The organism is Streptococcus mitis (assembly GCF_013305725.1).
In the GTDB taxonomy this organism is placed as follows: domain Bacteria; phylum Bacillota; class Bacilli; order Lactobacillales; family Streptococcaceae; genus Streptococcus; species Streptococcus mitis_BO.
The window spans coordinates 1-26,854 of the sequence record NZ_CP047883.1 but is presented as its reverse complement, the minus strand read 5'-3'; the positions used below and the strand labels follow the sequence as shown (position 1 = coordinate 26,854).

At 39.4% G+C, this 26,854-nt stretch carries 22 protein-coding genes, 3 tRNA genes, 3 rRNA genes and 1 other RNA gene; all 29 read right to left on the bottom strand.

The window, feature by feature from the left end:
* Positions 1-5: 5 nt before the first annotated feature.
* Positions 6-821, bottom strand: coding sequence for a PrsW family intramembrane metalloprotease (locus M594_RS00140; RefSeq protein WP_173875634.1), 816 nt, complete (start codon positions 819-821; stop codon positions 6-8).
* 24 nt (positions 822-845) lie between these two features.
* Complete coding sequence (locus M594_RS00135; protein ID WP_173875633.1) at positions 846-1,343, bottom strand: beta-class carbonic anhydrase; 498 nt, start codon at positions 1,341-1,343, stop codon at positions 846-848.
* 72 nt (positions 1,344-1,415) lie between these two features.
* Positions 1,416-2,777 (bottom strand): DNA repair protein RadA, encoded by a 1,362-nt coding sequence (gene radA, locus M594_RS00130; RefSeq protein WP_254597275.1) that lies wholly within the window; start codon positions 2,775-2,777, stop codon positions 1,416-1,418.
* Positions 2,778-2,790: 13 nt separating this feature from the next.
* Positions 2,791-3,348, bottom strand: a complete 558-nt coding sequence (locus tag M594_RS00125) for a histidine phosphatase family protein (RefSeq protein WP_173875632.1) — start codon at positions 3,346-3,348, stop codon at positions 2,791-2,793.
* Entirely contained in the window at positions 3,308-3,751 is a 444-nt protein-coding gene (locus M594_RS00120; protein WP_000701987.1) for a dUTP diphosphatase, read from the bottom strand. The genes M594_RS00125 and M594_RS00120 overlap by 41 nt, the downstream gene beginning before the upstream one ends.
* Positions 3,752-3,807: 56 nt before the next feature.
* An RNA gene (gene ffs, locus M594_RS00115) (signal recognition particle sRNA small type) lies at positions 3,808-3,905 on the bottom strand.
* A 32-nt stretch (positions 3,906-3,937) separates the two neighbouring features.
* Positions 3,938-4,405, bottom strand: a complete 468-nt coding sequence (tadA, locus tag M594_RS00110; protein WP_001110110.1) for a tRNA adenosine(34) deaminase TadA — start codon at positions 4,403-4,405, stop codon at positions 3,938-3,940.
* A 198-nt stretch (positions 4,406-4,603) separates the two neighbouring features.
* Positions 4,604-5,890, bottom strand: coding sequence for an adenylosuccinate synthase (locus M594_RS00105; RefSeq protein WP_001832534.1), 1,287 nt, complete (start codon positions 5,888-5,890; stop codon positions 4,604-4,606).
* Positions 5,891-6,120: 230 nt separating this feature from the next.
* Positions 6,121-6,357: a sigma(X)-activator ComW gene (comW, locus tag M594_RS00100; protein WP_173875631.1), complete on the bottom strand. Its 237-nt coding sequence runs from the start codon at positions 6,355-6,357 to the stop codon at positions 6,121-6,123.
* A gap of 397 nt (positions 6,358-6,754) precedes the next feature.
* Positions 6,755-6,828, bottom strand: a tRNA-Asn gene (locus M594_RS00095).
* A 5-nt stretch (positions 6,829-6,833) separates the two neighbouring features.
* Positions 6,834-6,949 (bottom strand): 5S ribosomal RNA (gene rrf, locus M594_RS00090).
* 76 nt (positions 6,950-7,025) lie between these two features.
* Positions 7,026-9,927 (bottom strand): 23S ribosomal RNA (locus M594_RS00085).
* Between the two features lie 124 nt (positions 9,928-10,051).
* A tRNA-Ala gene (locus M594_RS00080) sits at positions 10,052-10,124 on the bottom strand.
* A gap of 51 nt (positions 10,125-10,175) precedes the next feature.
* Positions 10,176-11,721: ribosomal RNA gene (locus M594_RS00075) — 16S ribosomal RNA — on the bottom strand.
* The 16S, 23S and 5S rRNA genes sit together here with 3 tRNA genes alongside, the layout of an rRNA operon.
* 242 nt (positions 11,722-11,963) lie before the next feature.
* A tRNA-Glu gene (locus tag M594_RS00070) sits at positions 11,964-12,035 on the bottom strand.
* Positions 12,036-12,124: 89 nt separating this feature from the next.
* Complete coding sequence (locus M594_RS00065) at positions 12,125-12,604, bottom strand: sigma-70 family RNA polymerase sigma factor (protein WP_173875630.1); 480 nt, start codon at positions 12,602-12,604, stop codon at positions 12,125-12,127.
* 120 nt (positions 12,605-12,724) lie between these two features.
* Positions 12,725-14,683 carry an ATP-dependent zinc metalloprotease FtsH gene (gene ftsH / locus M594_RS00060; RefSeq protein ID WP_173875629.1) on the bottom strand — a complete coding sequence of 653 codons (1,959 nt, stop codon included), beginning with the start codon at positions 14,681-14,683 and terminating at the stop codon, positions 12,725-12,727.
* A 15-nt stretch (positions 14,684-14,698) separates the two neighbouring features.
* Entirely contained in the window at positions 14,699-15,241 is a 543-nt protein-coding gene (gene hpt, locus M594_RS00055; RefSeq protein ID WP_125452616.1) for a hypoxanthine phosphoribosyltransferase, read from the bottom strand.
* Between the two features lie 4 nt (positions 15,242-15,245).
* Positions 15,246-16,523: a tRNA lysidine(34) synthetase TilS gene (gene tilS / locus M594_RS00050; RefSeq protein ID WP_173875628.1), complete on the bottom strand. Its 1,278-nt coding sequence runs from the start codon at positions 16,521-16,523 to the stop codon at positions 15,246-15,248.
* Positions 16,520-17,788, bottom strand: coding sequence for a serine hydrolase (locus M594_RS00045; protein ID WP_173875627.1), 1,269 nt, complete (start codon positions 17,786-17,788; stop codon positions 16,520-16,522). The genes tilS and M594_RS00045 overlap by 4 nt, the downstream gene beginning before the upstream one ends.
* A complete protein-coding gene (locus M594_RS10045) occupies positions 17,781-17,903 on the bottom strand; it encodes an SP_0009 family protein (RefSeq protein WP_020902316.1) in 123 nt (40 codons plus the stop codon). Before M594_RS10045 ends, M594_RS00045 begins: the two co-directional genes overlap by 8 nt.
* A gap of 4 nt (positions 17,904-17,907) precedes the next feature.
* Positions 17,908-18,276, bottom strand: a complete 369-nt coding sequence (locus tag M594_RS00040; protein WP_000041905.1) for a septum formation initiator family protein — start codon at positions 18,274-18,276, stop codon at positions 17,908-17,910.
* Positions 18,269-18,535, bottom strand: a complete 267-nt coding sequence (locus M594_RS00035; protein WP_120770754.1) for an RNA-binding S4 domain-containing protein — start codon at positions 18,533-18,535, stop codon at positions 18,269-18,271. The genes M594_RS00040 and M594_RS00035 overlap by 8 nt, the downstream gene beginning before the upstream one ends.
* Before the next feature lie 57 nt (positions 18,536-18,592).
* Positions 18,593-22,096, bottom strand: coding sequence for a transcription-repair coupling factor (mfd, locus tag M594_RS00030; protein ID WP_173875626.1), 3,504 nt, complete (start codon positions 22,094-22,096; stop codon positions 18,593-18,595).
* Positions 22,097-22,666 (bottom strand): aminoacyl-tRNA hydrolase, encoded by a 570-nt coding sequence (pth, locus tag M594_RS00025; protein WP_173875625.1) that lies wholly within the window; start codon positions 22,664-22,666, stop codon positions 22,097-22,099. It lies immediately after the preceding gene.
* Positions 22,667-22,738: 72 nt separating this feature from the next.
* Positions 22,739-23,854: a redox-regulated ATPase YchF gene (gene ychF, locus M594_RS00020; RefSeq protein WP_004269823.1), complete on the bottom strand. Its 1,116-nt coding sequence runs from the start codon at positions 23,852-23,854 to the stop codon at positions 22,739-22,741.
* Between the two features lie 84 nt (positions 23,855-23,938).
* Positions 23,939-24,133 (bottom strand): DUF951 domain-containing protein, encoded by a 195-nt coding sequence (locus M594_RS00015; protein WP_042751911.1) that lies wholly within the window; start codon positions 24,131-24,133, stop codon positions 23,939-23,941.
* Between the two features lie 64 nt (positions 24,134-24,197).
* A complete protein-coding gene (gene dnaN / locus M594_RS00010; protein WP_042751910.1) occupies positions 24,198-25,334 on the bottom strand; it encodes a DNA polymerase III subunit beta in 1,137 nt (378 codons plus the stop codon).
* Positions 25,335-25,492: 158 nt separating this feature from the next.
* Positions 25,493-26,854: a chromosomal replication initiator protein DnaA gene (dnaA, locus tag M594_RS00005; protein ID WP_173875624.1), complete on the bottom strand. Its 1,362-nt coding sequence runs from the start codon at positions 26,852-26,854 to the stop codon at positions 25,493-25,495.

Below are 26,854 nucleotides of genomic sequence, written 5' to 3'. Positions count from 1 at the left end.
ATATTCTAGTTCACCAACTCATTGTGTTTCTCAACAAAACAATAAGCCTGATAAAAACCATAGAGAGTAATAGTCGTAACCACTGGAATCGCTAAAGGCAACTCTGTCTCTAATTCTACAAAAGGAGAGTTAAACAAGAAGTGAGTTCCTAAAGCTAAACCTAGGAAAATAAGCCCCTGTTTCTTGCCAACCTTTTGTCCTTTATAGGCTCTGTAAAGCAAGTAAACCCCTACTACAGCCAAACCTGAAAAAGTCCAGTGAGAAGCAATTCCTGAGATGATACGCTCTAAAATTCTCGAAATAGTAAAGTCAAATCCCTCTGGCAAATCCGTACGAATGTAGCCAATATCCTCAATCATTTGAAATCCCAAACCAGAAGCAATCCCTAGTAAAAACAAAGATTTTAACTTTCGCACAGGAATCAAAGCTAAAACAAAAACAAGTGGCAACAATTTCAGCGGTTCTTCTACCAAAGGAGCCACAATAGCACTTTCAAAGGCATTTAAAAATGCACTATCTGGGAAAAGAGCACCCAGCAAATCATGGATATAGGTATTAGAAAAACTAGACAGCCAGCCTGAAAGGAACATCCCACCCAATAAAGACAAAATCAAGGCATTCTTTGGTAATTCCCATTTTTTCCCAATACGGAAAAGGAAATAAAGAGCCGGAATCATGTAAAAGAGAGCTAGAAAGATAGAAACTCCCATTAAGCCATATTCCGCACCTGACATCGAACCGTCCGTATAGTAGATGGTTTCATACTGTAAACCAATACATAGCAATAAAATAAAAATAAATAAAATACTCTTTTTCTTCATACACTTTCTTTCTAAATGAAGTATTTATAATTCTACCACTGTCATACTTCCTGTATCTACATCGTAAATAGCACCAGAGATAATGACATCGTCTGGTATTAGGGGAGATTCGATAAGGAGTTGCATGTCCTCACGTACACTCTCCTCTATATCTTGGAAAGGCAAAAAGTCCTTGTCTGACACATCGACACCTAGTTCCTCTTTTAAATACTCCTGAAAAGGTCCATTTTCAAAGGTCTGAGCACCACAGTCTGTATGGTGCAACACCACGATCTCTCTTGTCCCCATCTGTTGCTGGGAAATAACTAGCGAACGAATCATGTCCTCAGTCACTCGACCACCTGCATTCCGCAAGATATGAGCATCCCCAAGTGCCAAGCCCAGAGCTTGAGCAACGTGCAAACGTGAATCCATACAGGTCACAATAGCTACTCTGGTTTTGGGTTTAAGTGGTAAATTTAACTGCCCATGTAGGGCAACATAAGCCTGATTGGCTTGCATAAACTGTTCAAAATACGACATGATTCCCTCCTCGAAAATTTGATAGTCAAATATTCTTCCTATCTTATCATTTTTAAGAGGATTTGTCACGGATTATGCAAAGACCTTTTTCAAGACTTCCTGAATCGTTGTCACACCAATGACCTGAATTTCCTTAGGCGGAGTGATTCCTGTCAAGGAATTTTTTGGTACATAAATCTTGGTAAATCCCAGTTTAGCAGCTTCGTTGATGCGTTGCTCGATACGATTCACGCGCCGAATCTCTCCTGTCAAGCCCAGTTCGCCTACAAAACATTCCTGAGGATTGGTTGGCTTGTCTTTATAACTAGAAGCAATGGCAACTGCAACGGCCAAGTCTATAGCAGGTTCATCCAATTTAACACCGCCAGCAGATTTGAGATAGGCATCCTGATTTTGCAAGAGAAGCCCTGCACGCTTTTCCAAAACAGCCATAATCAAGCTAGCACGGTTAAAATCAAGTCCTGTCGTAGTACGCTTGGCATTTCCAAACATGGTCGGTGTCACCAAGGCCTGAACCTCCGCCAAAATCGGACGCGTCCCTTCCATGGTCACAACGATTGACGAACCAGTCGCCCCATCCAAACGCTCTTCTAGGAAAACTTGACTCGGATTGAGTACCTCAACCAATCCGCCCGACTGCATCTCAAAAATCCCAATCTCATTAGTGGAGCCAAAACGGTTTTTGACCGCTCTTAAAATACGGAAGGTGTGGTGACGCTCCCCTTCAAAGTAAAGCACCGTATCCACCATATGCTCCAACATACGAGGCCCAGCCAAGGTTCCTTCCTTGGTCACATGACCTACGATAAAGATGGCAATGTTATTAGTTTTGGCCAGCTGCATAAGTTCAGCTGTCACCTCACGCACTTGAGAAACAGACCCCTGCACCCCTGAAATCTCAGGAGACATAATGGTCTGAATGGAGTCAATAATGAGGAAGTTTGGCTGGATTCTTTCTACCTCAGCTCGAACACTCTGCATATTGGTCTCTGCATAGAGATAAAACTCGCTATCAATATCTCCCAAGCGTTCCGCTCGCAACTTGATTTGCTGGGCAGACTCCTCACCACTGATATAGAGAACCGTTCCCACTTGGGACAACTGGGTTGAGACTTGTAGGAGAAGGGTTGATTTCCCGATTCCAGGATCCCCACCGATAAGAACGAGACTTCCCGGTACCACTCCGCCTCCAAGTACACGGTTGAATTCCTCCATGTCCGTCTTGGTTCGATTGACGTTGATAGAAGTCACCTCAGCCAGTTTCATGGGCTTGGTTTTCTCACCTGTCAAGGACACACGCGCATTCTTTACCTCGGCAACCTCAACCTCTTCTACAAAAGAAGACCAAGACCCACAGTTGGGGCAACGTCCCAGATATTTAGGGGAATTATACCCACAATTTTGACATACAAATGTCGCTTTTTTCTTTGCGATGATAAACCTCTTTCTATATCTCTAACTCACACTCAATCACTTGGCAAAAATCAATCTTCTCATTTGGCACAAACTGGCGCATGAGCATGTTGTGAGTTACCACTATCACGGTCTGGTAATCTCGATACTTAGCCATGCAGTCTAGAAAACGAGACTTCATCTCCGTAGCCGTCTCATATTGAATAGGACTATTAGGAAGCAACTCCCCCTTGTTTTCTAAAAACAGGCTTCTAGCTGTTTCATAGTTTTCTGTTCCTGTTTCATAGACCTGCCATTCATGTAATAAAGGCTCCACTCTCAAAGGAAGTCCCGTAGCACAAGTCACATAGCTAGCAGTCTCTAAAGCTCTTGTGACTGCAGAAGATACGATTATTTCTGCTGAAGAGAGTAAAGGATTAGTGCTCAGTTCCTGAGCTTGCTGCCGTCCCTTCTCAGACAAGGGTGCTAAATCTATCCCAAATCCCGTATAAGAACGCTCCTCTAACTCACGATAATCTGGCTCCCCATGACGTACAAAGATAATCTTCATCCTAGTGCCCTGTCGATCCAAATCCACCAGTCCGCACGCCATCAGCCGCATCTCCATCTGCAATTAAGAAAGGAGCAAAAACCGCCTGGACAACACGTTCCCCAACTTCAAGAACAACCTCTTGATCTGTGATATTCTTCATCTGAGCAAAAATATGTCCTTCATTTCCAGGATTTCCATAATAATCCCCATCAATGACCCCAACTGAGTTAATTAAAACCAAACCCTTCTTACGAGGATTTGAAGAGCGATCATAAAGGTAAAGAACCTCAGTCGGTTGCATATAAGCCTTAACCCCTGTCGGAACCAAAACAATCTCTCCTGGAGCGATAACTGTACGCACAGCAACCTTTAAGTCGTAACCAGCCGCATGCGCTGTCTCACGCTTGGGCAATAAATTTTCATCTGTAAAACTAGAAACCAATTCAAAACCACGAATTTTCATCATCTTCTCTTTTCTATTATCATTTATTCTAGATTATTCTATCTTATTTATTCGGAAAAAGCACGAAAAAAAGAGCACACAATTCAAATCGCTTAGGGCTGCTGGATTCCTCCCCTGACCCGCTTCACGCAGAACTGTTGCTCCGTTATTTATTATATCACATTCCTATTCATTTTAAAAGCAAAATTATTTTTTCCGTCTATTTCTAAAAAAATCCTGCATAATAGCTGCGCATTCATCTTCCAAAATTCCCGTTTCAACATCCACACGATGATTGAGACGCTCATCTGTCAAGATATCGTACAAACTCCCAGCAGCGCCAAATTTCTGGTTTTTAGCCCCATAGACCACGTTTGGAATACGGGCGAGGCCAATCGCCCCACTACACATGACACAAGGCTCAATAGTCACAAAAAGCGTGCAATCAAGCAAGCGCCAGCTTTCCTCACTCAGATTCGCATTCTCTATGGCCATAATTTCCGCATGCATAACCGCTCGCTGCAGTTCCTCACGCGCATTATGCCCACGGCCAATGATTTCTCCGTCCTTGACAATCACACAACCAATTGGAATTTCATCGTGTTCAAGAGCAATCTCAGCCTCTCTCAAAGCTTCCCTCATAAAGACTTCTTTTTCTTCAACTGTATAATTCATCAATTCCCTTTTCCTACTTGTCGATTTTATTATTATATCATGAATCCCAATACAAAAAAAGCCACCGAATGCGGTGACTTTATAGGGAGATTATTATGAAAAAGAAAAGTTTAGGATATTTGTTACAACAAGTTAGGAGGTCTTCTTGTAACTGTCTATAATATACCCGACCTAACTTAAACTAATCTTAAAAATCTCTTAGGACCAAACACTTTCTAAAATATTTGTTTGTTCACGACCAGGACCTACTGAGAAAGTAGAAATACGAACACCAACCAATTCACTCACACGACGAACATAGTTACGTGCATTCTCAGGAAGATCTTCCAAATTACGAACTCCGGTAATATCTTCTGACCAACCTGGCAACTCTTCATAGATAGGCTTGCAACGTTTCAATTGCTCAAGACTAGCTGGATAGTAGTCAATACGTTGACCATCAAGATCATAGGCCACACAGATTTTCACTGTATCCAAACCACTCAAAACATCGATAGAGTTCAATGAAAGATTAGTGATACCAGAAACACGGCGGCTATGACGCATCACGACTGAGTCAAACCAACCCACACGACGTGGACGACCAGTTGTTGTACCATATTCATGACCCACTTCACGGATACGTTCTCCCACTTCATCAAACAACTCAGTTGGGAAAGGACCATCTCCTACACGACTCGTATAGGCTTTACATACACCTACAACCTTGTCAATCTTGCTTGGCCCGACACCTGAACCAATGGTCACACCACCAGCTACAGGGTTTGAAGACGTAACAAATGGATAGGTACCTTGGTCGATATCTAGCATAACACCTTGTGCACCTTCAAAAAGCACACGTTTACCGTTATCAAGCGCATCATTCAAGATAACAGATGTATCTGTTACGTATTTCTTGATTTGTTGACCATATTCGTAATATTCTTCAAAAATATCATCGAAAGCAATCGCTTTACTGTCATACAATTTTTCAAAAAGACGATTCTTCTCAGCAAGGTTACGTTCTAAACGCTCACGGAAAATATCTTTATCTAAAAGATCTGCAATACGAATCCCAACACGAGCAGCCTTGTCCATATAAGCTGGACCAATTCCCTTGATTGTAGTCCCAATCTTATTGTCGCCCTTAGCTTCTTCTTGCAAACGGTCTAACTCGATATGATAAGGCAAAATAACATGCGCGCGATCAGAAATACGCAAGTTATCAGTTGTCACACCTTCCTCATGAAGATAGCTCAACTCTTTCACAAGAGATTTAGGATTTACAACCATACCATTACCAATAACAGAGATTTTTTCAGGGAAGAAAATTCCAGATGGAATCAAGTGCAACTTAAATTTCTTACCATCAATCACAATCGTGTGACCTGCATTATCACCACCTTGGTATCGTGCAATCACTTCTGCATTCGCAGAAAGGAAGTCTGTAATCTTCCCTTTACCTTCATCACCCCATTGGGTACCTACAACAACAACTGAAGTCATAATCTTGTCTGAGCCCTCAGGCTCTTCCTTTCTCACATACATGGCAGGACTCTCACCTGCAATTATATCTTACAATTTATTATAAGAAAAAATCGCCTTTTTATCAAGAAGAAACAATAGAAAGATTTGCTATTTCCAACTATTAAAAAACGATTTAAAAAAATAAGTAGCTATTTATTATTATCTTTCCATAAAAAAGGAAATTTGTTCGGAAATTTACTCAAAACATCTCAACAAGAAATAAATCCCTGATTCATTATCAATTTTTCAAGATACAAACGATAAGCAACACGATAATGGTAAACAATAAAAGCCCGATAATTCCCAATGCTATATCGGAAAAGATAATAAATCAAAAATTTAAAATGAACATGTTCCCAGTCAAAATGATCTCCGAAGAACGTACCATACTCTTCTTCAATATTTCTATAAAAATCCGCCATCTGCTCATAAATTTTTTGTAACATAAGCCTATACCCCTTTACTTTTTATAAGCTTATTCTAACAAAAAATTTTACACATTCACTATTAATTCCTGAATTGTTAAAATACCAACCCCAACAAAATAACAAAAAGGAAAAGTTGACAGGATAGGAACAAATTTACTACCTAAATTTCAAACGATTAAAGACATAAAAAGATCGACTTAAAACTTTTGATTAAATACTCTTAGAACTATAATATTTTTATACAGATATTATAGATCTGATTTCGTAGTATAAAAAATTTCGGTACCTTCCACTTTACTGAGCAAAGTGGAAGTTAGTCTAATCTCTACAAGAAAAATGTATCTTACCAAATAACACAAAATAGATTATAAATTACATAACAAAAAAAGAGGTCTTAACCTCTTTTAATTAACTACTCCGCCAGTAGGACTCGAACCTACGACATCATGATTAACAGTCATGCGCTACTACCAACTGAGCTATGGCGGAATAAAGCTAAGCGACTTCCATATCTCACAGGGGGCAACCCCCAACTACTTCCGGCGTTCTAGGGCTTAACTTCTGTGTTCGGCATGGGTACAGGTGTATCTCCTAGGCTATCGTCACTTAACTCTGAGTAATACCTACTCAAAATTGAATATCTATTCAAATCAAGAAAACCGTTCGCTCTCATATTCTCAGTTACTTTGGATAAGTCCTCGAGCTATTAGTATTAGTCCGCTACATGTGTCGCCACACTTCCACTTCTAACCTATCTACCTGATCATCTCTCAGGGCTCTTACTGATATAAAATCATGGGAAATCTCATCTTGAGGTGGGTTTCACACTTAGATGCTTTCAGCGTTTATCCCTTCCCTACATAGCTACCCAGCGATGCCTTTGGCAAGACAACTGGTACACCAGCGGTAAGTCCACTCTGGTCCTCTCGTACTAGGAGCAGATCCTCTCAAATTTCCTACGCCCGCGACGGATAGGGACCGAACTGTCTCACGACGTTCTGAACCCAGCTCGCGTGCCGCTTTAATGGGCGAACAGCCCAACCCTTGGGACCGACTACAGCCCCAGGATGCGACGAGCCGACATCGAGGTGCCAAACCTCCCCGTCGATGTGAACTCTTGGGGGAGATAAGCCTGTTATCCCCAGGGTAGCTTTTATCCGTTGAGCGATGGCCCTTCCATACGGAACCACCGGATCACTAAGCCCGACTTTCGTCCCTGCTCGAGTTGTAGCTCTCGCAGTCAAGCTCCCTTATACCTTTACACTCTGCGAATGATTTCCAACCATTCTGAGGGAACCTTTGGGCGCCTCCGTTACCTTTTAGGAGGCGACCGCCCCAGTCAAACTGCCCGTCAGACACTGTCTCCGATAGGGATCACCTATCCGGGTTAGAGTGGCCATAACACAAGGGTAGTATCCCAACAACGTCTCCTTCGAAACTGGCGTCCCGATCTCATAGACTCCTACCTATCCTGTACATGTGGTACAGACACTCAATATCAAACTGCAGTAAAGCTCCATGGGGTCTTTCCGTCCTGTCGCGGGTAACCTGCATCTTCACAGGTACTAAAATTTCACCGAGTCTCTCGTTGAGACAGTGCCCAAATCATTACGCCTTTCGTGCGGGTCGGAACTTACCCGACAAGGAATTTCGCTACCTTAGGACCGTTATAGTTACGGCCGCCGTTTACTGGGGCTTCAATTCATACCTTTGCTTACGCTAAGCACTCCTCTTAACCTTCCAGCACCGGGCAGGCGTCACCCCCTATACATCATCTTACGATTTAGCAGAGAGCTGTGTTTTTGATAAACAGTTGCTTGGGCCTATTCACTGCGGCTGACTTAAAGTCAGCACCCCTTCTCCCGAAGTTACGGGGTCATTTTGCCGAGTTCCTTAACGAGAGTTCTCTCGCTCACCTGAGGCTACTCGCCTCGACTACCTGTGTCGGTTTGCGGTACGGGTAGAGTATGTTTAAATGCTAGAAGCTTTTCTTGGCAGTGTGACGTCACTAACTTCGCTACTAAACTTCGCTCCCCATCACAGCTCAATGTTACAGATATAAGCATTTGACTCATATCACACCTCACTGCTTAGACAGACACTTCCAATCGTCTGCTTTAGTTAGCCTACTGCGTCCCTCCATCACTACATACTCTAGTACAGGAATATCAACCTGTTGTCCATCGGATACACCTTTCGGTCTCTCCTTAGGTCCCGACTAACCCAGGGCGGACGAGCCTTCCCCTGGAAACCTTAGTCTTACGGTGGACAGGATTCTCACCTGTCTTTCGCTACTCATACCGGCATTCTCACTTCTATGCGTTCCAGCACTCCTCACGGTACACCTTCATCACACATAGAACGCTCTCCTACCATACCTATAAAGGTATCCACAGCTTCGGTAAATTGTTTTAGCCCCGGTACATTTTCGGCGCAGGGTCACTCGACTAGTGAGCTATTACGCACTCTTTGAATGAATAGCTGCTTCTAAGCTAACATCCTAGTTGTCTGTGCAACCCCACATCCTTTTCCACTTAACAATTATTTTGGGACCTTAGCTGGTGGTCTGGGCTGTTTCCCTTTCGACTACGGATCTTAGCACTCGCAGTCTGACTGCCGACCATAATTCATTGGCATTCGGAGTTTATCTGAGATTGGTAATCCGGGATGGACCCCTCACCCAAACAGTGCTCTACCTCCAAGAATCTCTAATGTCGACGCTAGCCCTAAAGCTATTTCGGAGAGAACCAGCTATCTCCAAGTTCGTTTGGAATTTCTCCGCTACCCACAAGTCATCCAAGCACTTTTCAACGTGCCCTGGTTCGGTCCTCCAGTGCGTCTTACCGCACCTTCAACCTGCTCATGGGTAGGTCACATGGTTTCGGGTCTACGTCATGATACTAAGGCGCCCTATTCAGACTCGGTTTCCCTACGGCTCCGTCTCTTCAACTTAACCTCGCATCATAACGTAACTCGCCGGTTCATTCTACAAAAGGCACGCTCTCACCCATTAACGGGCTCGAACTTGTTGTAGGCACACGGTTTCAGGTTCTATTTCACTCCCCTCCCGGGGTGCTTTTCACCTTTCCCTCACGGTACTGGTTCACTATCGGTCACTAGGGAGTATTTAGGGTTGGGAGATGGTCCTCCCAGATTCCGACGGGATTTCACGTGTCCCGCCGTACTCAGGATACTGCTAGGTACAAAGACTATTTTAAATACGAGGCTATTACTCTCTTTGGCTGATCTTCCCAAATCATTCTTCTATAATCTTTGAGTCCACATTGCAGTCCTACAACCCCGAAGAGTAAACTCTTCGGTTTGCCCTTCTGCCATTTCGCTCGCCGCTACTAAGGCAATCGCTTTTGCTTTCTCTTCCTGCAGCTACTTAGATGTTTCAGTTCACTGCGTCTTCCTCCTCACATCCTTAACAGATGCGGGTAACAGGTAGTACCTGTTGGGTTCCCCCATTCGGAAATCCCTGGATCATCGCTTACTTACAGCTACCCAAGGCATATCGTCGTTTGTCACGTCCTTCTTCGGCTCCTAGTGCCAAGGCATCCACCGTGCGCCCTTATTAACTTAACCTTATTTTCTGACCTTTCAGTCATAAACTCTTATTAATACTACAGCGTTTTCGGTTTATTTTCTTGTTACTATTTGATATAGATATTCAATTTTCAATGTGCATTACTTGGTGATCTCTCACCAATGGAGCCTAGCGGGATCGAACCGCTGACCTCCTGCGTGCAAAGCAGGCGCTCTCCCAGCTGAGCTAAGGCCCCACAAGACCTCTCAAGACTAAACAAGACCAATGCGCAGTTCCTTATCCTTAGAAAGGAGGTGATCCAGCCGCACCTTCCGATACGGCTACCTTGTTACGACTTCACCCCAATCATCTATCCCACCTTAGGCGGCTGGCTCCTTACGGTTACCTCACCGACTTCGGGTGTTACAAACTCTCGTGGTGTGACGGGCGGTGTGTACAAGGCCCGGGAACGTATTCACCGCGGCGTGCTGATCCGCGATTACTAGCGATTCCGACTTCATGTAGGCGAGTTGCAGCCTACAATCCGAACTGAGACTGGCTTTAAGAGATTAGCTTGCCGTCACCGGCTTGCGACTCGTTGTACCAGCCATTGTAGCACGTGTGTAGCCCAGGTCATAAGGGGCATGATGATTTGACGTCATCCCCACCTTCCTCCGGTTTATTACCGGCAGTCTCGCTAGAGTGCCCAACTGAATGATGGCAACTAACAATAGGGGTTGCGCTCGTTGCGGGACTTAACCCAACATCTCACGACACGAGCTGACGACAACCATGCACCACCTGTCACCTCTGTCCCGAAGGAAAACTCTATCTCTAGAGCGGTCAGAGGGATGTCAAGACCTGGTAAGGTTCTTCGCGTTGCTTCGAATTAAACCACATGCTCCACCGCTTGTGCGGGCCCCCGTCAATTCCTTTGAGTTTCAACCTTGCGGTCGTACTCCCCAGGCGGAGTGCTTAATGCGTTAGCTACGGCACTAAACCCCGGAAAGGGTCTAACACCTAGCACTCATCGTTTACGGCGTGGACTACCAGGGTATCTAATCCTGTTTGCTCCCCACGCTTTCGAGCCTCAGCGTCAGTTACAAGCCAGAGAGCCGCTTTCGCCACCGGTGTTCCTCCATATATCTACGCATTTCACCGCTACACATGGAATTCCACTCTCCCCTCTTGCACTCAAGTTAAACAGTTTCCAAAGCGTACTATGGTTAAGCCACAGCCTTTAACTTCAGACTTATCTAACCGCCTGCGCTCGCTTTACGCCCAATAAATCCGGACAACGCTCGGGACCTACGTATTACCGCGGCTGCTGGCACGTAGTTAGCCGTCCCTTTCTGGTAAGATACCGTCACAGTGTGAACTTTCCACTCTCACACTCGTTCTTCTCTTACAACAGAGCTTTACGATCCGAAAACCTTCTTCACTCACGCGGCGTTGCTCGGTCAGACTTTCGTCCATTGCCGAAGATTCCCTACTGCTGCCTCCCGTAGGAGTCTGGGCCGTGTCTCAGTCCCAGTGTGGCCGATCACCCTCTCAGGTCGGCTATGTATCGTCGCCTTGGTGAGCCGTTACCCCACCAACTAGCTAATACAACGCAGGTCCATCTGGTAGTGATGCAATTGCACCTTTTAAGCAAATGTCATGCAACATCTACTCTTATGCGGTATTAGCTATCGTTTCCAATAGTTATCCCCCGCTACCAGGCAGGTTACCTACGCGTTACTCACCCGTTCGCAACTCATCCAGAGAAGCAAGCTCCTCCTTCAGCGTTCTACTTGCATGTATTAGGCACGCCGCCAGCGTTCGTCCTGAGCCAGGATCAAACTCTCATTAAAAGTTTGAGTTCTCACTCATTTCTGTCACTGACAGATTTATTGTTTTTTCATTGTTCAGTACTACAACAATTGTTGTAGTGCCCTGCACATTGGTTCGTCTTGTTCAGTTTTCAAAGGTCTTTGTCACTTGCTTCTCTCAAGTGACAACTATATTAGTATACCACAGTCGCTTTCGCTTGTCAACACTTTTTTGAAACTTTTTTAATCTTTTTTCATCAAGTGTTTCCAACCGCAACATACCATAGTCCGTACGGGATTCGAACCCGTGTTACCGCCGTGAAAAGGCGGTGTCTTAACCCCTTGACCAACGGACCTGAGCTGTTTTCAACTCTTACTATTATACAGGCTTTTCAAACTTTGTCAACTACTTTTTCTGTTTTTTTCTTTTTTTTGGCATAGCTTCTTACCGAGTACGGATATCAAATTCCTTAAACACAATACGTAAGTCCCTTAATACTCTTTGACGCCCTCGGAAGCGTTCATTTCTTAAGACGCGTTCTAACTCTTCTTGTTTGTCTTTACTTTGTTTGTTTCTATAATCTCTTAGTGTCTCATGAAAGAGATAATAATCATCTAGACACAGACCTCCCTCACTTATACGATGACTAATCTCACCTACTTCTTCATAGGGTTCTTTATCATATCTACGCTTCTGACTTTCTTGCTTACGGATATAGTCTAGAATTCGATTCCGGAACTTAGTCTTAAAATATTTCCTTAAACGTGGAATATCTTCTACAAGCCCTTCTTCGCTACTGATCAATTCATGTAAGCAAATCATACCCTCTTGGTCCCAATCCGATAATTCCCATAAATGCAAGTAATATTCATTTCTACTCTTATATACAATTCCCTGGACTTCTTCATATAATTCTTTAAACATAACGTCCCCCTTTCTAGATACAGTCTAACAGATTCAGAAACACTTTTGTCCCATTTCCCCCATTCTGTTCCCTACACCGTCTAAACTGCACAAAAAAGAGAGGTCTTGCCTCTCTCAGGGTTATTTTTCGTCATTCATTTTTGACTTCACTTCATCATAAGATAATGCATGTGATTCCTCTTCTACTGTTTCAGGCATCTTTCCTGTTTCGTAAAGAGATTTAATTTGCGTACTATCCAATGTTTCGTATTTCAATAATGCTTCTGCAATCAACTTGTGAGTTTCACGATTTGACTGAATAATTTCAGCAGCTTTATTTCGTGCTTCATTCAATAATGAACGAACCTCTTCATCAATTTCATAAGCTGTTTGCTCTGAAATTGATTTTTGAGGGCTCTGTGCACCAAACATAGCATGATTACCTTCATATTGAACTGGGCCAAGTTTTTCACTCATACCGTACTCTGTAACCATTGCACGAGCCATCTGAGTCGCTTGTTCAAAGTCGTTTGAAGCTCCTGTAGTTTGGACATTAAAGATAATTTCTTCAGCTACACGTCCACCCATTAAGCCAGCCAATTGCTCTTTCATATCTTCTTTAGAAAGAAGCATTTGGTCTTCTTTAGGAAGTGCAATCATATAACCACCTGCACGTCCACGTGGTACGATGGTAACTTTATGAACAACACGGGCATTCGACAAGACTAGACCAACAATGGTATGTCCTGCCTCATGGTAGGCAACTAATTCACGTTCTTTTTGTGACACTGTCTTATCTTTCTTAGAAGGTCCCGCAATAACTCTATCTTCTGCTTCATCAATATCTGAAGCATCAATAACTGACTTGTTGCGACGGGCAGCAACTAAAGCCGCTTCATTCAATACATTCTCTAAATCTGCTCCAACAAAACCTGGGGTTTGTTGGGCCACTAATTTCAAATCAACATCGTCTGCTAAAGGTTTGTTCTTAGCGTGAACTTTCAAGATTGCTTCACGACCTTTAACATCAGGGCGGCCAACCAAGACTTTTCTATCAAAACGTCCTGGGCGCAGAAGGGCAGGGTCAAGTACATCTGAACGGTTTGTCGCAGCAATGACGATAATCCCTTCATTTCCCTCAAAACCATCCATCTCAATCAAGAGTTGGTTCAATGTTTGTTCACGTTCGTCATTTCCTCCGCCAAGACCAACTCCACGCTGACGTCCAACAGCATCAATTTCATCGATAAAGATAATAGCTGGTGCTGCTTTTTTGGCATCTTCAAAAAGAGAACGAACACGACTAGCTCCAACTCCGACAAACATTTCTACAAAGTCAGAACCTGAGATACTAAAGAATGGAACACCTGCTTCTCCGGCTACTGCCTTAGCAAGCAAAGTTTTACCTGTTCCTGGAGGTCCCTCCAAAAGAACACCTGCTGGAATACGGGCTCCAAGTTTTGTAAATCGTTTTGGATCTTTTAAGAATTCAACAACTTCAACTAGTTCTTGTTTTTCTTCCTCAGCTCCAGCAACATCTGAAAATCTTACTTTAATATCTTCTTTATTTGCGGCTTTAGCCTTACTACGCCCAAAACTCATTGGGTTACGGCCATTATTCCCTCCCATATTTCCCATCATAGAGAATAGGAAGAAGAAAAGAATACCGAATGGCACAATGGATACAAGAATATTAATCCACATACCACTTGAACTTTCATGTTTAACAGTTACTTCCGCTTTATGGTCAGAAGCAAGTTTTTGCAATTCTGATACTGTAGTGTCTGAAGGAAGAATAATACTTGAAAATTTCTCTACTGTTGTAGCAGAAGGAGAAAAGAACTGAATGCCTGTTGCTTCTTTACTTGTTTTAGGATTTTTATAAACACCTGAAATTTCGATAACACTGCCATTTGGTTGGTAAGTCAATTCTTTTACATTGTCATCGGTAATTTCTTTTACCAATTCTGTATAATTAATTTGCTCACTTTTCCCTGCAACACTACCTGTACTAAAATACTGGTAACTTGTAACTAGGAAAAAAATAAGTAATAACCATAGAAAAGGATTTTTAATTAAACCATTATTTTGTTTTTTCATTAAAAATTGTTCTTTCTAATTTGAATATACTTCTTCTTTCAATACTCCAACATAAGGAAGGTTACGATAGTTTTCTTTGTAGTCTAAACCATAACCTACTACAAACTCATTTGGGATAGTAAAGCAGGTATAGTCTGCCTCAATTTCTACAACACGTCCTTCTGGTTTATCCAACAAGGTTGCAATTTTAACAGAAGCAGCCTCTCTTGCTTTAAACATATCTCTTAAACTCTTCAAAGTTTGACCTGTATCAATGATATCTTCTACAAACAGAACATGTCTTCCTTTGATATCTTGAGTCACATCTTGCTTGATATTGATGACACCGCTACTTGCTGTTCCACCATGGTAGCTAGAAACCATCATGAAGTCCATTTCAATATGTGTATCAATATATTTGACCAATTCAGCCATAAAAGGAATAGATCCTTTTAAAATCCCAATTAAAATCGGATTTTTTCCTGCATAATCCTTTGTTAATTGAGCACCTAATTTTTTTGCAGCTTCTGTAATTTCATCGTGTGAAACGAGGATTTTTTTAATATCGTTTTCTAACATTTTTTTACCTATCTATTTTTTCTATATAAAGTACAGTGTTCATTATATCATTTTTCGTGTTTTTACTCAAATTACTGGTCGCAATTCCCAAAATTGAAACAATTTCACCAAATTGCTCAATAATCAGAGCAGATTTTCGCTTTTCCATAGGGATTTTCAAATCAATAAATAGACGTCTGAGTTTTTTTCTATGCCCATTTTGAATCAAAAAATCTCTTGGTTTTCGATGACGAATGTGTATGGATGTTTCGCGTGAAACAGGTATTTGTTGAATTGATTCACCTTCTAATGGAATTCCAAAGGAAAATAAATAACCTTGGTAAGATACCTGATTTTGATAGTGTAACACAAGTTCATCTTCCTTTTCATCAGCCTGCGGACTGATTTTACAAATCTGAAACTGTTGATACTCTTTTATCAATTCATAGCCATTTTTAAGCAGATGACGATACTGGCTTTTAGTTTTTAAAATTTGTCTAACTTCTTCAAACTGAGCTTTTGTAAGATTCAAATCTGGAAAACGATTCAGATAAGTTTGAAGTAAAACTCTTTGTGTATACTCAGAGTAAGATAATAGCTGCTCTAAATTTTCTACATCAATATTCTTTGATAATTCAGCTATAGCTAAGTCATAATCTAAAATTTCATTACCGATGCTTAAGATTGCATCCCTAAATCGAGGATTTTCTTTTTCTAATTCTGGTAAATAAGAGTTTCGAATACGATTTCGAAAATAATGATTTTCCTTATTTGATGCATCTTCAAAGTGAAAAATTGATGGAAAGTCTTTTTTTTGAAAATGCAAGAAGGGGCGAATAATTTCTATCTTTCCGACTACTTGCTTCTCCTTAATTCCTGATAGATAGCGCAAACGAGTTCCTCTAATCAAACGCATTAAAATAGTTTCCACCTGATCATCAGCATGGTGGGCAGTTACCAAGGCTGTCGCACCAGTCTTTATCATGACCTCTTTAAAAAAATCATAACGAAAATGTCGAGCCCGCGCTTCTGAAAATTCTCCTGAAAAATTGCTGATATAAATAGGAAGCTCTGCTTCAGCAGCTAACTTCCTTAATTCCTGTTCTTCCCTATCTGATTCTACTCTCTGCTTATGATTCACATGAGCTAGAATCAATTCAATTTCTAACTCTTTTTTATAAGTAGATAATACCTTAAATAGAAACATAGAATCTAATCCACCAGAAAGAGCTAGCACCACCTTAGCATGCTTTTTGAAATATCCCTTCTTGAGAAAATGATTTAAAAAATCTTGTTCCCTCATTTTAGAACCTCATAAACATCCTTGGCTATCTTAGAAATCGTATCATAATCAGAATTTTTAGTGAAAATAGAAAGAATAAATGGAGAATCTGCATAGACAACACTGGTATCATGCTTAAATTCATCTGAATCTCCAATTTTATGAGCTACTTTGACAGAAACACCTTTGGCAATTCGCTCATTATCAAAATCTGTTTTAATCAAAGACTCTAGCACAAATCCATTTTGATTATAAATAGCTTCCATGACTTTCCCAGCCATTTTAGAAGAAATCAATTTTTCTTTTGAATCCCAATCATCTCCCATAATAGCAGACATCTTGGATTTGAATGTGGCATCAGATTGGTTTGAAATGTAATATCCCAATATGTTATGAGCTACATTATCAGATTCTTTTGATACTTTCGTAATTAAATCTTTTAGAGAATATTCTTTATTATCCTCTTTTTTAGGGAGGCTACCACTTCCCTCTGGTTTATAAGAACCTGGAAAATCATTGACTGCAGATACGTATTTTACAGTCGTATCTAACTGATAAAGACCTTCATTTATTTTTTCTTGCGTATAATAAAGATAAGGAAGTTTCAAAACACTAGCTGCATACATCTTTTCATCTTGATTGATACCAGCTTCTTTTCCAGTAGTCAGTTGCTTAACATAAATAGAGAAAGAATCTTTCTGATATTTTTCAGATAATATTTCTTGAACTTTACTCATCCGATTATCTTCTTCAGAAGTTAATTCCTTATCTACCCATCCAACTTGATCAATATGTAGAAATTCTTTCCCTTCTACAAACATGGTCTTGTCAGTTGAAACTTGCGAATAAGCTGATAAGGATGATTTCACTTCTTTTAAATCATAAGGACTATTGTACAGTTTAAAATCAGATTCTATCCATACTTTTTTTATTGTTGGAGTTACCTTTGACTGATCATATAAAAATCGTTTGTCTGCAGCAATAAATTGATGGTTGGATAACTTAAATACTGGAATTCCTTGTTTATTTAAACGCCACTCGGTTATTTGAAAACTTGTTTTTGGAGTCAATTTTCCAGATTCCACTACTAAATCTTCATTCGCATAAACAGGAACCTCTCCATAAACCATGGGAGAACTTAATTTTTCTCTAAAATAAATACCAAAGTCAGATTGTGAAAGGTAATAAATTTCTTTCGAAGTATAGACGACTTCTTTTTCTGTGCTAACGACTTTTGAAATAGTCAAAAAACTCGGTAGCAACAAAATAATTAAGAATTTACGCATTCTTCCTTTCCTTTTCTTCTTGTAAGCGCAATAGTTGATTTTTATCAGATAACTCTTCTAGTTTTTCATCCGATAGACTCAAAAATTGCTCAATTACGTCTAATAAATTTTCCATTTCATCACCTTGGAAGCAAGTCAGGAATCGTATAAACAGCTTCCCGATTCTTAGAATAATAATATTTTGCACGCATGTATTTAGCAGCGTAATCTTCATCTTTCAACTTTGTAGCAAAAGCTGTCTCTTTCTCCTTTTCCTCACTCAAGGTTTGATACTGAGTTTGCAAGTCTGATAACTGTTGACGTCTTTGGAGTAATTGGTGATAACTTTGAGCAAGATTATAAGTTGGTAAAATGAACAATAAAATCATCAAAATAAGAACCCAACCCATGAAACGATTACGTTTTTGTCGTTCTTTCATCAGATAGCGACGACGTTGGTGTTCATTTTGAATAAAAGAATTATTCAATTGTACGATATTTTTAGACATTTTCTTCTACCCGTGTTTCACTGATAATTTCATACATTCCTGCCGCATCTTCTTTTTTTGTACTATCTTTCATCTCCAGTACTTTTACAAGTAGCAACTTATTGCCAAAGCGAATTTCAACTTTGTCATTAACTTTCAAGTCCGTTGAACTTTTAGCCAAAATTCCATTTACCTTAATTCTACCTTTATCTGCTACTTCTTTTGCGACTGTACGACGCTTGATAATTCTTGATACTTTTAAATATTTGTCTAATCTCATTTTTATTACCTCAAATTATTATTGTATCATTTTTATCTACTTTATAGAAGAAAAATGTTAAAGGGAATTGCCTTCTTTCGACACTTTTATCTCTAATAAACTTTCTCCAAAAATGAGTAGACCTTCTAAAATTTCATAGTCCTTCTTGTTTCGAACATCAAATACAACTTCCATTAATCCCTTATTCTCAGCTATGGCTGCTTTTAAATTCGTTGCGGATAAAGCTTTAAAATAATCTTGAGCCAAAAACAGTCGTTGAGTGACTTTTTCAAATTGAACTGTAATCTTATTCTCTTTTCTTTCTACACGTTGAACAAAGACCTTGTCCAAATATGACTTGACTAAACCAATCTCTAAAAGATAAGCAACCACATCTGGGTATTCTCCAAAACGGTCCATCAGCTCTTCTTGTAACTCCTCATAATTGACACGGTTGTCAATTTGACGAATTTTCTTGTAAATTTCAATCTTATGTCGTTGATCAGAAATATAAGTATCAGGAAGATAGGCATCAATTTGTAAAATCAACTCAGAATTCCCTTTGGTTCTTGTGTTCACATTACCATGTCGTTTAGCAATAGCTTCCTCCAATAACTGCGAATACAATTCAAAACCAACAGAATCAATGAAACCAGACTGGGATTTTCCTAAAAGATTTCCTGCTCCGCGAATCGAAAGATCTCGCATTGCAATCTTAAATCCAGAGCCCAATTCTGTAAATCCTTTGATCGCTTCTAATCTCTTCTCGGAGACTTCACTGATTGATTTTTCTGGACGATACATGAGATAGGCATAAGCAATACGATTACTACGACCGACCCTTCCTCTTAACTGATACAAGGTTGACAAGCCCATATGGTCCGCATTTTCAATAAATAAGGTATTGGCATTTGGAATGTCCACCCCTGTCTCAATAATGGTAGTTGTCACCAAAATATCATATTGTCCTTCAATAAAGTCCAACAGAGTATTTTCTAACTGAATTTCACTCATTTGTCCATGGACATACCCAATCGAAGCTTCTGGAATCAACTCCTGTAATTCTGAAACCTTCTGGTCAATAGTGTCAACTTTATTGTAAAGATAGTAAACTTGACCTCCACGCTCCATTTCACGCAAGACAGAATCACGAATGACACTATCATTCTTCTCCAATACATAGGTTTGAACAGGATAGCGATTAGTTGGAGGAGTTTCAATAACAGACAAATCTCGGATTCCCAGCATAGACATGTGAAGGGTACGAGGAATTGGCGTTGCTGTCAAGGTCAGGACATCTACTTGTTTTTTCAGTTCTTTCAAGGTTTCCTTATGCTTGACACCAAATCGTTGTTCCTCATCAATAATCATCAAGCCCAAATCAGCAAACACAACATCTTTTGACAAAACACGATGGGTTCCAATCAAAATATCAACTTGACCGTTTTTCAATTTTTCAAGTGTTTCAGTCTGCTCTTTTTTACTTCTAAAGCGACTCAACACATCAATATTAACTGCAAAATTTTGGAATCGTTCCTTAAAATTCGTATAGTGCTGTTGCGCTAAAACCGTCGTCGGAACTAGAACGACCACCTGTTTGTTATCATTGACTGCCTTAAAGGCTGCACGCATTGCAACTTCAGTCTTTCCAAAACCAACATCCCCAACCAATAGCCTATCCATTGGCTGAGAATCTTGCATATCTCTCTTGATTTCCTCGATACTACGAAGTTGATCATCCGTTTCAACATAAGAAAAAGCATCATCAAAAGCATCTTGCTCTTCATCATCAGCTGAGAAAGCAAAGCCCTTCAACTGACTACGCTCAGAATAGAGTTTGATTAAATCGTCAGCTATATCCTCTACCTGATTCTTAACTTTTTGCTTAGCCTTTTTAAAATGACCATCATTTAACTTATTGAGTTTAGGAGCTTTCCCGTCACTTGAAACGTATTTGGAAAGTAGATGAATCTGTTCTACTGGGATAGAGATTTGATCACCATTTTGGTATTGGACACTGACATAATCGCGGTGTATCCCTTTGATTTCAATTGTTTCAATCCCTAGATATTGACCAATTCCATGGATATGGTGAACAACGTAGTCCCCTTTCTCAAGTTCATTATAATCTTTTAATCTCTCTGCATTTGAAACATGTTGTCTTCGAAAACGACGTTTTAATTTCTTTTGAAAAATCTCATGTTCAGTAATCACCAGAATTTTTTCATCTACAAAATGAAAACCATGTCTGAGATTGCCCTCGATTAAGTTTACAGATTCTTTACAGATACTTGACTTATCTCTAGAGTCCAATTTAATCTGGTATTCCTCTAAAACATCCTCCAATGTTTTACTTCCCATTGAATTGCTAGATTGCAGAATAATAGTGTAGTCCATTTTTTTGTATCGTTCAATTTCTTCTTTTAGAAAAGAAAACTGATTGAAAAACTCTTGCATGGGGTATTGATTAAATTGATAAATGTGATCAAACTTGAGATTTCCTAAGCCCTTTTGCAGATTGGAGAAAAAGGTAACTGGACTTTGTTTTTTATAGTTTTGCTCTGTATCTGCAAAATACTGCATCTCAGAAAATGATTTACCATTCTGTAAATCTTCTGTAAAGTATTGCGCTAATTCTCTTTCAAATGCTTCATACTGATTCATCAATTTCTGGTAATCATCAAAGAATATTGGTGTATCTTTTTCAATATAATCAAATACAGTCCATGATTTCTCATAACACAAAGATAAAAATTTCCGAGAATCTGAATGCATTTGTTTTTGATGAAAACTTGAAAGAATTTCTTCTATGTAGGATTTCAGAATCGGCGATAGAGTTTTTGAAATTTTTTTTTCTAAAGCTGACTGACCTCGTTGATAATCCTTTTCTTTCAAAAGTATGTCGCTAGCTGGAAAGATGGTGAGTTCTGTCTGATTTTCTTTCGATAATTGTGTTTCGACTTCAAAAGTACGAATTCCATCTACTTCATCACCAAAAAACTCAATTCGGCAAGGTTCTAACTGAGATATTTCAAAAATATCTAAAATATCTCCTCGCAGACTAAATTCTCCTTGGGTCTGTACTTGAGTAACTTTTCGATAGCCGATTTCTTTTAAATGATAGATGAGCGCGTTTTGGTCATATTCTTCACCAACTGCAATTTTTATAATGCTTTCTTTAAATCCAGTCGGAGAGGGTAAAATCAATCTACTTGCTGCAATATTACAAACTAAAATCCCTTTCTTAAACGGATCAGTCAAAAAACGCAAGGCTTCAACCCGTGAAATGATTTTTTCTTGTGAAGACATCAAAAACTCAACCATAGGGAAATCATCCACCAAAAATGGATAGACCAATTCCTCACCTAAGATAGAAATAAGATCACTAATAAGCCCTTCTGCCTCTCCATATGTTGATGTCAGTAACACAATCTTATCTTCTTTCTTCAAACTACTAGCGATTGCTAAAGCTTTTGTAGAAGTTGACAAACCTAACATTAATTGTCTTTTCTTATCTGTCAGATTTTGATGCCATTTTTTTATCTGATCATTTTCTGAGAATAAATCTAATAAGGTCAACATTTATCCGTTATACCTCTGCATCGTTTTTTCAAAATTTTTCTCTTGTAAATAGTGATTTACAGCATCGTCAACCTTGTCAATAGACTGTAAAATACCAATATAATCATCCTTGTCAAAGGTACTCAAAACATGGTTAACAACTGACATGCCATTTTTAGGTCTTCCAATTCCAATTTTAACACGATTAAAAGCCTGGGTTCCAATATGTTGAATAATAGACTTGATACCATTATGTCCACCTGCTGAGCCCTTTGCTCTTAAACGAATCTTTCCAACTTCCATGTCAAGATCATCGTAAATGATGAGTAAATCTTCAATATCCAAACCATAGTAAGTCAATAAAGCATGAACAGCTTTCCCGCTTTCATTCATAAATGTCGTTGGTTTCACAAGATAAATTTTTTCACCATTGAGGAAAAAAGATGCTAGATCAGCTTGAAATATCTTATCGTGTGTAAAAGTGAGATTCTGTTTCTTCGCTAGTTGGTCAATCAACATAAAACCAACATTGTGTTTTGTTTCAAAATATTTATCCCCTGGATTTCCTAATCCTACAAGTAATTTGGTCATCTATTTTTCCTTTCAAAAGCCAAAAGGGTTGGAATTTTTTTCCAACCTAATTGACACTATTTATTAAATTTCTTATACATTAAAGCGGAATTCCATGATATCGCCATCTTGAACGATATATTCTTTTCCTTCTTCACGCAAGCGCCCAGCTTCTTTTACGGCCTTTTCAGATCCGTATTTCACTAGATCCTCATATGACATGGTTACTGCACGAATAAATCCTTTTTCAAAGTCTGAGTGGATAATCCCAGCTGCTTGAGGAGCCTTCATACCACGTTTGAAGGTCCAAGCGCGAACTTCTTTTTCACCAGCTGTAAAGTAAGTTCCCAATCCAAGCAAATGGTAAGCAGCACGAGTCAACTTGTCAACGCCTGATTCTGTCAACCCAAGTGCTTCAAGAAACTCTTGCTTATCTTCATCGTCTAACTCAGAAATTTCTTCCTCAGCACGCGCAGAAATAACGACTACTTCAGCATTTTCTGTCGCTGCAAATTCACGAATTTGTTTAACATAGTCGATAGAGTCAGGTTCTGAAACCACATCCTCGTCCACATTGGCAACATAAAGAACTGGTTTAGTCGTCAAAAGGAAGAGACCTTTGACAACTTTTTGTTCTTCATCTGTAAATTCGATGGTGCGAGCTGATTTTCCATCTTCAAGGACTGGTTTAATCTTTTGAAGAACATTGAATTCTGCTACTGATTCTTTATCTTTTTGCGTACGTGCCATCTTTTCTACACGCGCATAGCGTTTATTGACTGACTCTAAGTCAGCAAGAATCAATTCCAGATTAATTGTATCAATATCTGCAAGTGGATCTACAAAGGCGTCTTCACGTCCTTGCTCGCGCATCACATTTTCATCATCAAAAGCACGAACTACGTGAACAATCGCATCTACTTCACGAATATTGGCCAAGAATTTATTCCCTAGCCCTTCTCCTTTTGAAGCTCCTTTTACAATCCCTGCAATATCTGTAAATTCAAATGTTGTTGGCACTGTCTTTTTAGGAGTAATCATTTCAGTTAGTTTTTGTAGGCGTTCATCTGGAACTTCTACCATTCCAACGTTTGGATCAATCGTTGCAAATGGGTAGTTCGCTGCCTCTGCTCCTGCTTTTGTAATTGCATTAAATAGTGTTGATTTACCAACGTTTGGCAAACCAACGATACCTGCTGTTAAAGCCATATTTTCTCATTCTCCGTTTTCATTTCAATCCCTAATATTATAACACAAAAAGGGAAAACTTGCGAATCCTCTAACTAAGGGTTTTCAGTCAATAATTTTATTCATTTTTCGATCAAAATCATAGCGTCCCATCATGACAATATGGTCACAATTACTGCATTTGATTTTGATATCTGCCCCTACACGTGTAATTTCCCAACGATTGGCTTTTTTACCAGTTGACTTAATAGTACAAGCATGTGGTTTTTTCATCTCAACAAAATTTCCAACTTGATACATACTACTCTCCTTTTCTTTTTCGATTATATCATAAAAGAGGCGAGCTAGGCTCAACCTCTTTCACTTAATTTGTACGAACTGGGGTGATAAGTTGCATGAAGTCCTCGTCAGTATCTGCTGGCACAAGAGTAAATGGACGAACAGCTGAGATAAAGCTAATGGTCACCTTTTCGCTATTTAAAGCCTTGAGTGAATCAATCAAGTAAGTTGGGTTGAAACTAATGGTCAAATCTTCACCAGTAACCTGATCAGTATCGATTTCTTCGTTTACTTTACCAACTTCTGGAGAGTGAACATGGGCGCTAACAACCCCATCTTTAATTTCAAGTTTCACAGTACCATTTTGAGTCGCACTTGATAAAAGACGAGCACGCTCCATTGACTGACGTAAGTTTACCACATCAAAAGTAATTGTAGTGTTAAAGTCTGTTGGAATCAAACGATCTGTGTCAGGATAGTTTCCTTCTAGGAGACGAGTATAGAAGCTAATATTTTCGCTTCTAAAGAGGATTTGGTTATTGGCAAAGAAAATCTCTACAGTTTCAATATCATCTGTAAATACTGCTGAAAATTCGCGTAACGAACGGCTAGGAATAACAACATCAAAATCATCACTATTTTTCTCAAGCGTTAATTTTTTCTGGCTTAGGCGATGAGAGTCTGTTGCAACTGTTTTTAGCTCCTTATGTTGACTCAATACAAAATGAACACCAGTTAAAATTGGACGACTCTCTTGTGTACTTGCAGCAAAAGCTGTTTCATTGATAATTTTCTTGAGTAATTTTGTTTCAAGAATTAAAGGAGTGCTTGCTGAAATTTCTTGAATTCGTGGATATTGTTCACTATCTTTTCCTTTTAGGGTAATTTCTGATTTGCCGCTGGTTAAAACAATTTGATTTTGTTCAATTTCTTTAAAATCAAGAGTCACATCAGGTAGACTAGAGACAACATTGATAAAAAAAGAAGCTTCAAGAAGGATCGAACCTAAAGAAGTAATTAACAAACCAGCATCTTCATTTTTTTGAGAAATAAAATTTTCAATTGAAATTTGACCATTTGAACCAATTAAAGTAACACCTTCATTGGTCACGTCAATTTTGACTGTTGATAAAATAGGAATGGCATTTTTAGAGCTAATGGCTCTCTTAGTAGTATTTAAGGCTTGTAGAAATAAATTTTTATTAATTGAAAAATGAATCATGGATTCTCCTTTATTTATTTTTAGTATTAGAAGGATAATAGTAATAATAGAGTCTGTGAAATCTGTGGAAAACAGACTTTAAACAAGTCATATCAAGTTTTTAGGCTTGTTTAAAAAATGTGGATAAAAAAGATAAAAAAGCAAAAGTTATCCACAAGTTATTTAATTTTCTTTTTGATTGATTCAATTTCTAAACGTAAATTATCGTCTTCATCAATCAAAGATTTAATTTTGGCATGGGCATGAATAACTGTTGTATGGTCTTTTCCACCAAATTCCTTCCCAATTTTTGGAAGACTATTATCTGTTAGTTCTCTAGATAAATACATGGCTACTTGACGGGCTAACACAATATTTTGAAGGCGTCTGCTTCCCTTTATTTCTTTGATACTGACACCATAAAAGTTACCCACTTCATTTTGGATTTTATCAATTGGGATGACGAGCATTTGGTTAACATCTTGTTTACGTGCTCGAATAGCCTCTGCAGCGATATCAATAGTGATATCCTTAATCTTCTTCACTCTGGCAATTAAAGTAATGTCGTTGATTGCTCCTTCAAGTTCTCGGACGTTTGAATCAAATTGACCAGCAAGGTATTCTAGGGTATCACTTTGGAAATGGTAGTCTAAATGCTCTGTTTTGCTTTGTAAAATGGCAATACGTGTCTCAAAGTCAGGTGGTGTGATGTTTTGCGTCAAGCCCCAGCTAAAGCGTGTCACAAGCCGTTCTTCAAGGCCCTCTAGGTGTTTAGGGCTACGATCACTAGTCAGAACAATTTGTTTTTGATTGTTATGGAGAACATTGAAAGTATTGAAAAATTCTTCTTGAGTTGCAACTTTTTTTCCACTCAGCGATTGGATATCATCAATTAACAAGAGATCGAGGCTACGGTAGGTTTTTTTGAACTTATCCATTTCACCAAGTCTCAGATGTTCAAGAAAGTCGTTGATAAAGCTTTCAGCAGGGATGTACTTCACACGCGCATCAGGAATATTTTTCAAAATCTCATTCCCAATTGCATTGAGTAAGTGAGTTTTACCAAGGCCAGGTCCTCCATAGATAAAAAGAGGATTATAGGTCAAGGCCAAATCTTCAGAGACAGCCAAAGCGGCTGATACTGCCCAAACATTTCCATCCCCTTGAATAAAATTATCAAAGGTATACTTTTCTTTTAATCCAGTATCCGAATAAGGAATAGATGATAACTTTGGACTATAGTCATAAAGAGTTGAATTGGTAGTTTCTTCAACTTGTGAGACAGCCGTATCTTGAGGTTTGGTGAAAATATAGTGGGGAGTTATCTCAGCATCATAAATTTCAAAACCAGCAACTACAATAATATCTTTTAGTTGTTTTTCCCAGACCATTTCCATTTCAGATCGTGGTAAAAATATAGTGGCAACATTTTCCTCTACCTTGATGAGTTCAGCTTGAATAGCATAGAAATCATACATGGATCGAGTCAGTCTTTCTTGAGCAAATTCTAATATACGATTCCAAAATTGTTTTTCTTTCAA

Excerpts from the sequence above, each read along its gene's own strand:
- M594_RS00015 (WP_042751911.1), bottom strand. The coding sequence starts at position 24,133 with ATGTATCAAGTTGGAAATTTTGTTGAGATGAAAAAACCACATGCTTGT.
- ftsH (WP_173875629.1), bottom strand. The coding sequence starts at position 14,683 with ATGAAAAAACAAAATAATGGTTTAATTAAAAATCCTTTTCTATGGTTA.
- M594_RS00035 (WP_120770754.1), bottom strand. The coding sequence starts at position 18,535 with ATGAGATTAGACAAATATTTAAAAGTATCAAGAATTATCAAGCGTCGT.
- M594_RS00105 (WP_001832534.1), bottom strand. The coding sequence starts at position 5,890 with ATGACTTCAGTTGTTGTTGTAGGTACCCAATGGGGTGATGAAGGTAAA.
- mfd (WP_173875626.1), bottom strand. The coding sequence starts at position 22,096 with ATGTTGACCTTATTAGATTTATTCTCAGAAAATGATCAGATAAAAAAA.
- M594_RS00140 (WP_173875634.1), bottom strand. The coding sequence starts at position 821 with ATGAAGAAAAAGAGTATTTTATTTATTTTTATTTTATTGCTATGTATT.
- M594_RS00045 (WP_173875627.1), bottom strand. The coding sequence starts at position 17,788 with ATGCGTAAATTCTTAATTATTTTGTTGCTACCGAGTTTTTTGACTATT.
- M594_RS00040 (WP_000041905.1), bottom strand. The coding sequence starts at position 18,276 with ATGTCTAAAAATATCGTACAATTGAATAATTCTTTTATTCAAAATGAA.
- M594_RS00065 (WP_173875630.1), bottom strand. The coding sequence starts at position 12,604 with ATGTTTAAAGAATTATATGAAGAAGTCCAGGGAATTGTATATAAGAGT.
- dnaN (WP_042751910.1), bottom strand. The coding sequence starts at position 25,334 with ATGATTCATTTTTCAATTAATAAAAATTTATTTCTACAAGCCTTAAAT.
- tadA (WP_001110110.1), bottom strand. The coding sequence starts at position 4,405 with ATGAATTATACAGTTGAAGAAAAAGAAGTCTTTATGAGGGAAGCTTTG.
- hpt (WP_125452616.1), bottom strand. The coding sequence starts at position 15,241 with ATGTTAGAAAACGATATTAAAAAAATCCTCGTTTCACACGATGAAATT.
- pth (WP_173875625.1), bottom strand. The coding sequence starts at position 22,666 with ATGACCAAATTACTTGTAGGATTAGGAAATCCAGGGGATAAATATTTT.
- M594_RS00120 (WP_000701987.1), bottom strand. The coding sequence starts at position 3,751 with ATGAAAATTCGTGGTTTTGAATTGGTTTCTAGTTTTACAGATGAAAAT.
- ychF (WP_004269823.1), bottom strand. The coding sequence starts at position 23,854 with ATGGCTTTAACAGCAGGTATCGTTGGTTTGCCAAACGTTGGTAAATCA.
- M594_RS10045 (WP_020902316.1), bottom strand. The coding sequence starts at position 17,903 with ATGGAAAATTTATTAGACGTAATTGAGCAATTTTTGAGTCTATCGGAT.
- M594_RS00135 (WP_173875633.1), bottom strand. The coding sequence starts at position 1,343 with ATGTCGTATTTTGAACAGTTTATGCAAGCCAATCAGGCTTATGTTGCC.
- comW (WP_173875631.1), bottom strand. The coding sequence starts at position 6,357 with ATGTTACAAAAAATTTATGAGCAGATGGCGGATTTTTATAGAAATATT.
- tilS (WP_173875628.1), bottom strand. The coding sequence starts at position 16,523 with ATGAGGGAACAAGATTTTTTAAATCATTTTCTCAAGAAGGGATATTTC.
- M594_RS00125 (WP_173875632.1), bottom strand. The coding sequence starts at position 3,348 with ATGGCGTGCGGACTGGTGGATTTGGATCGACAGGGCACTAGGATGAAG.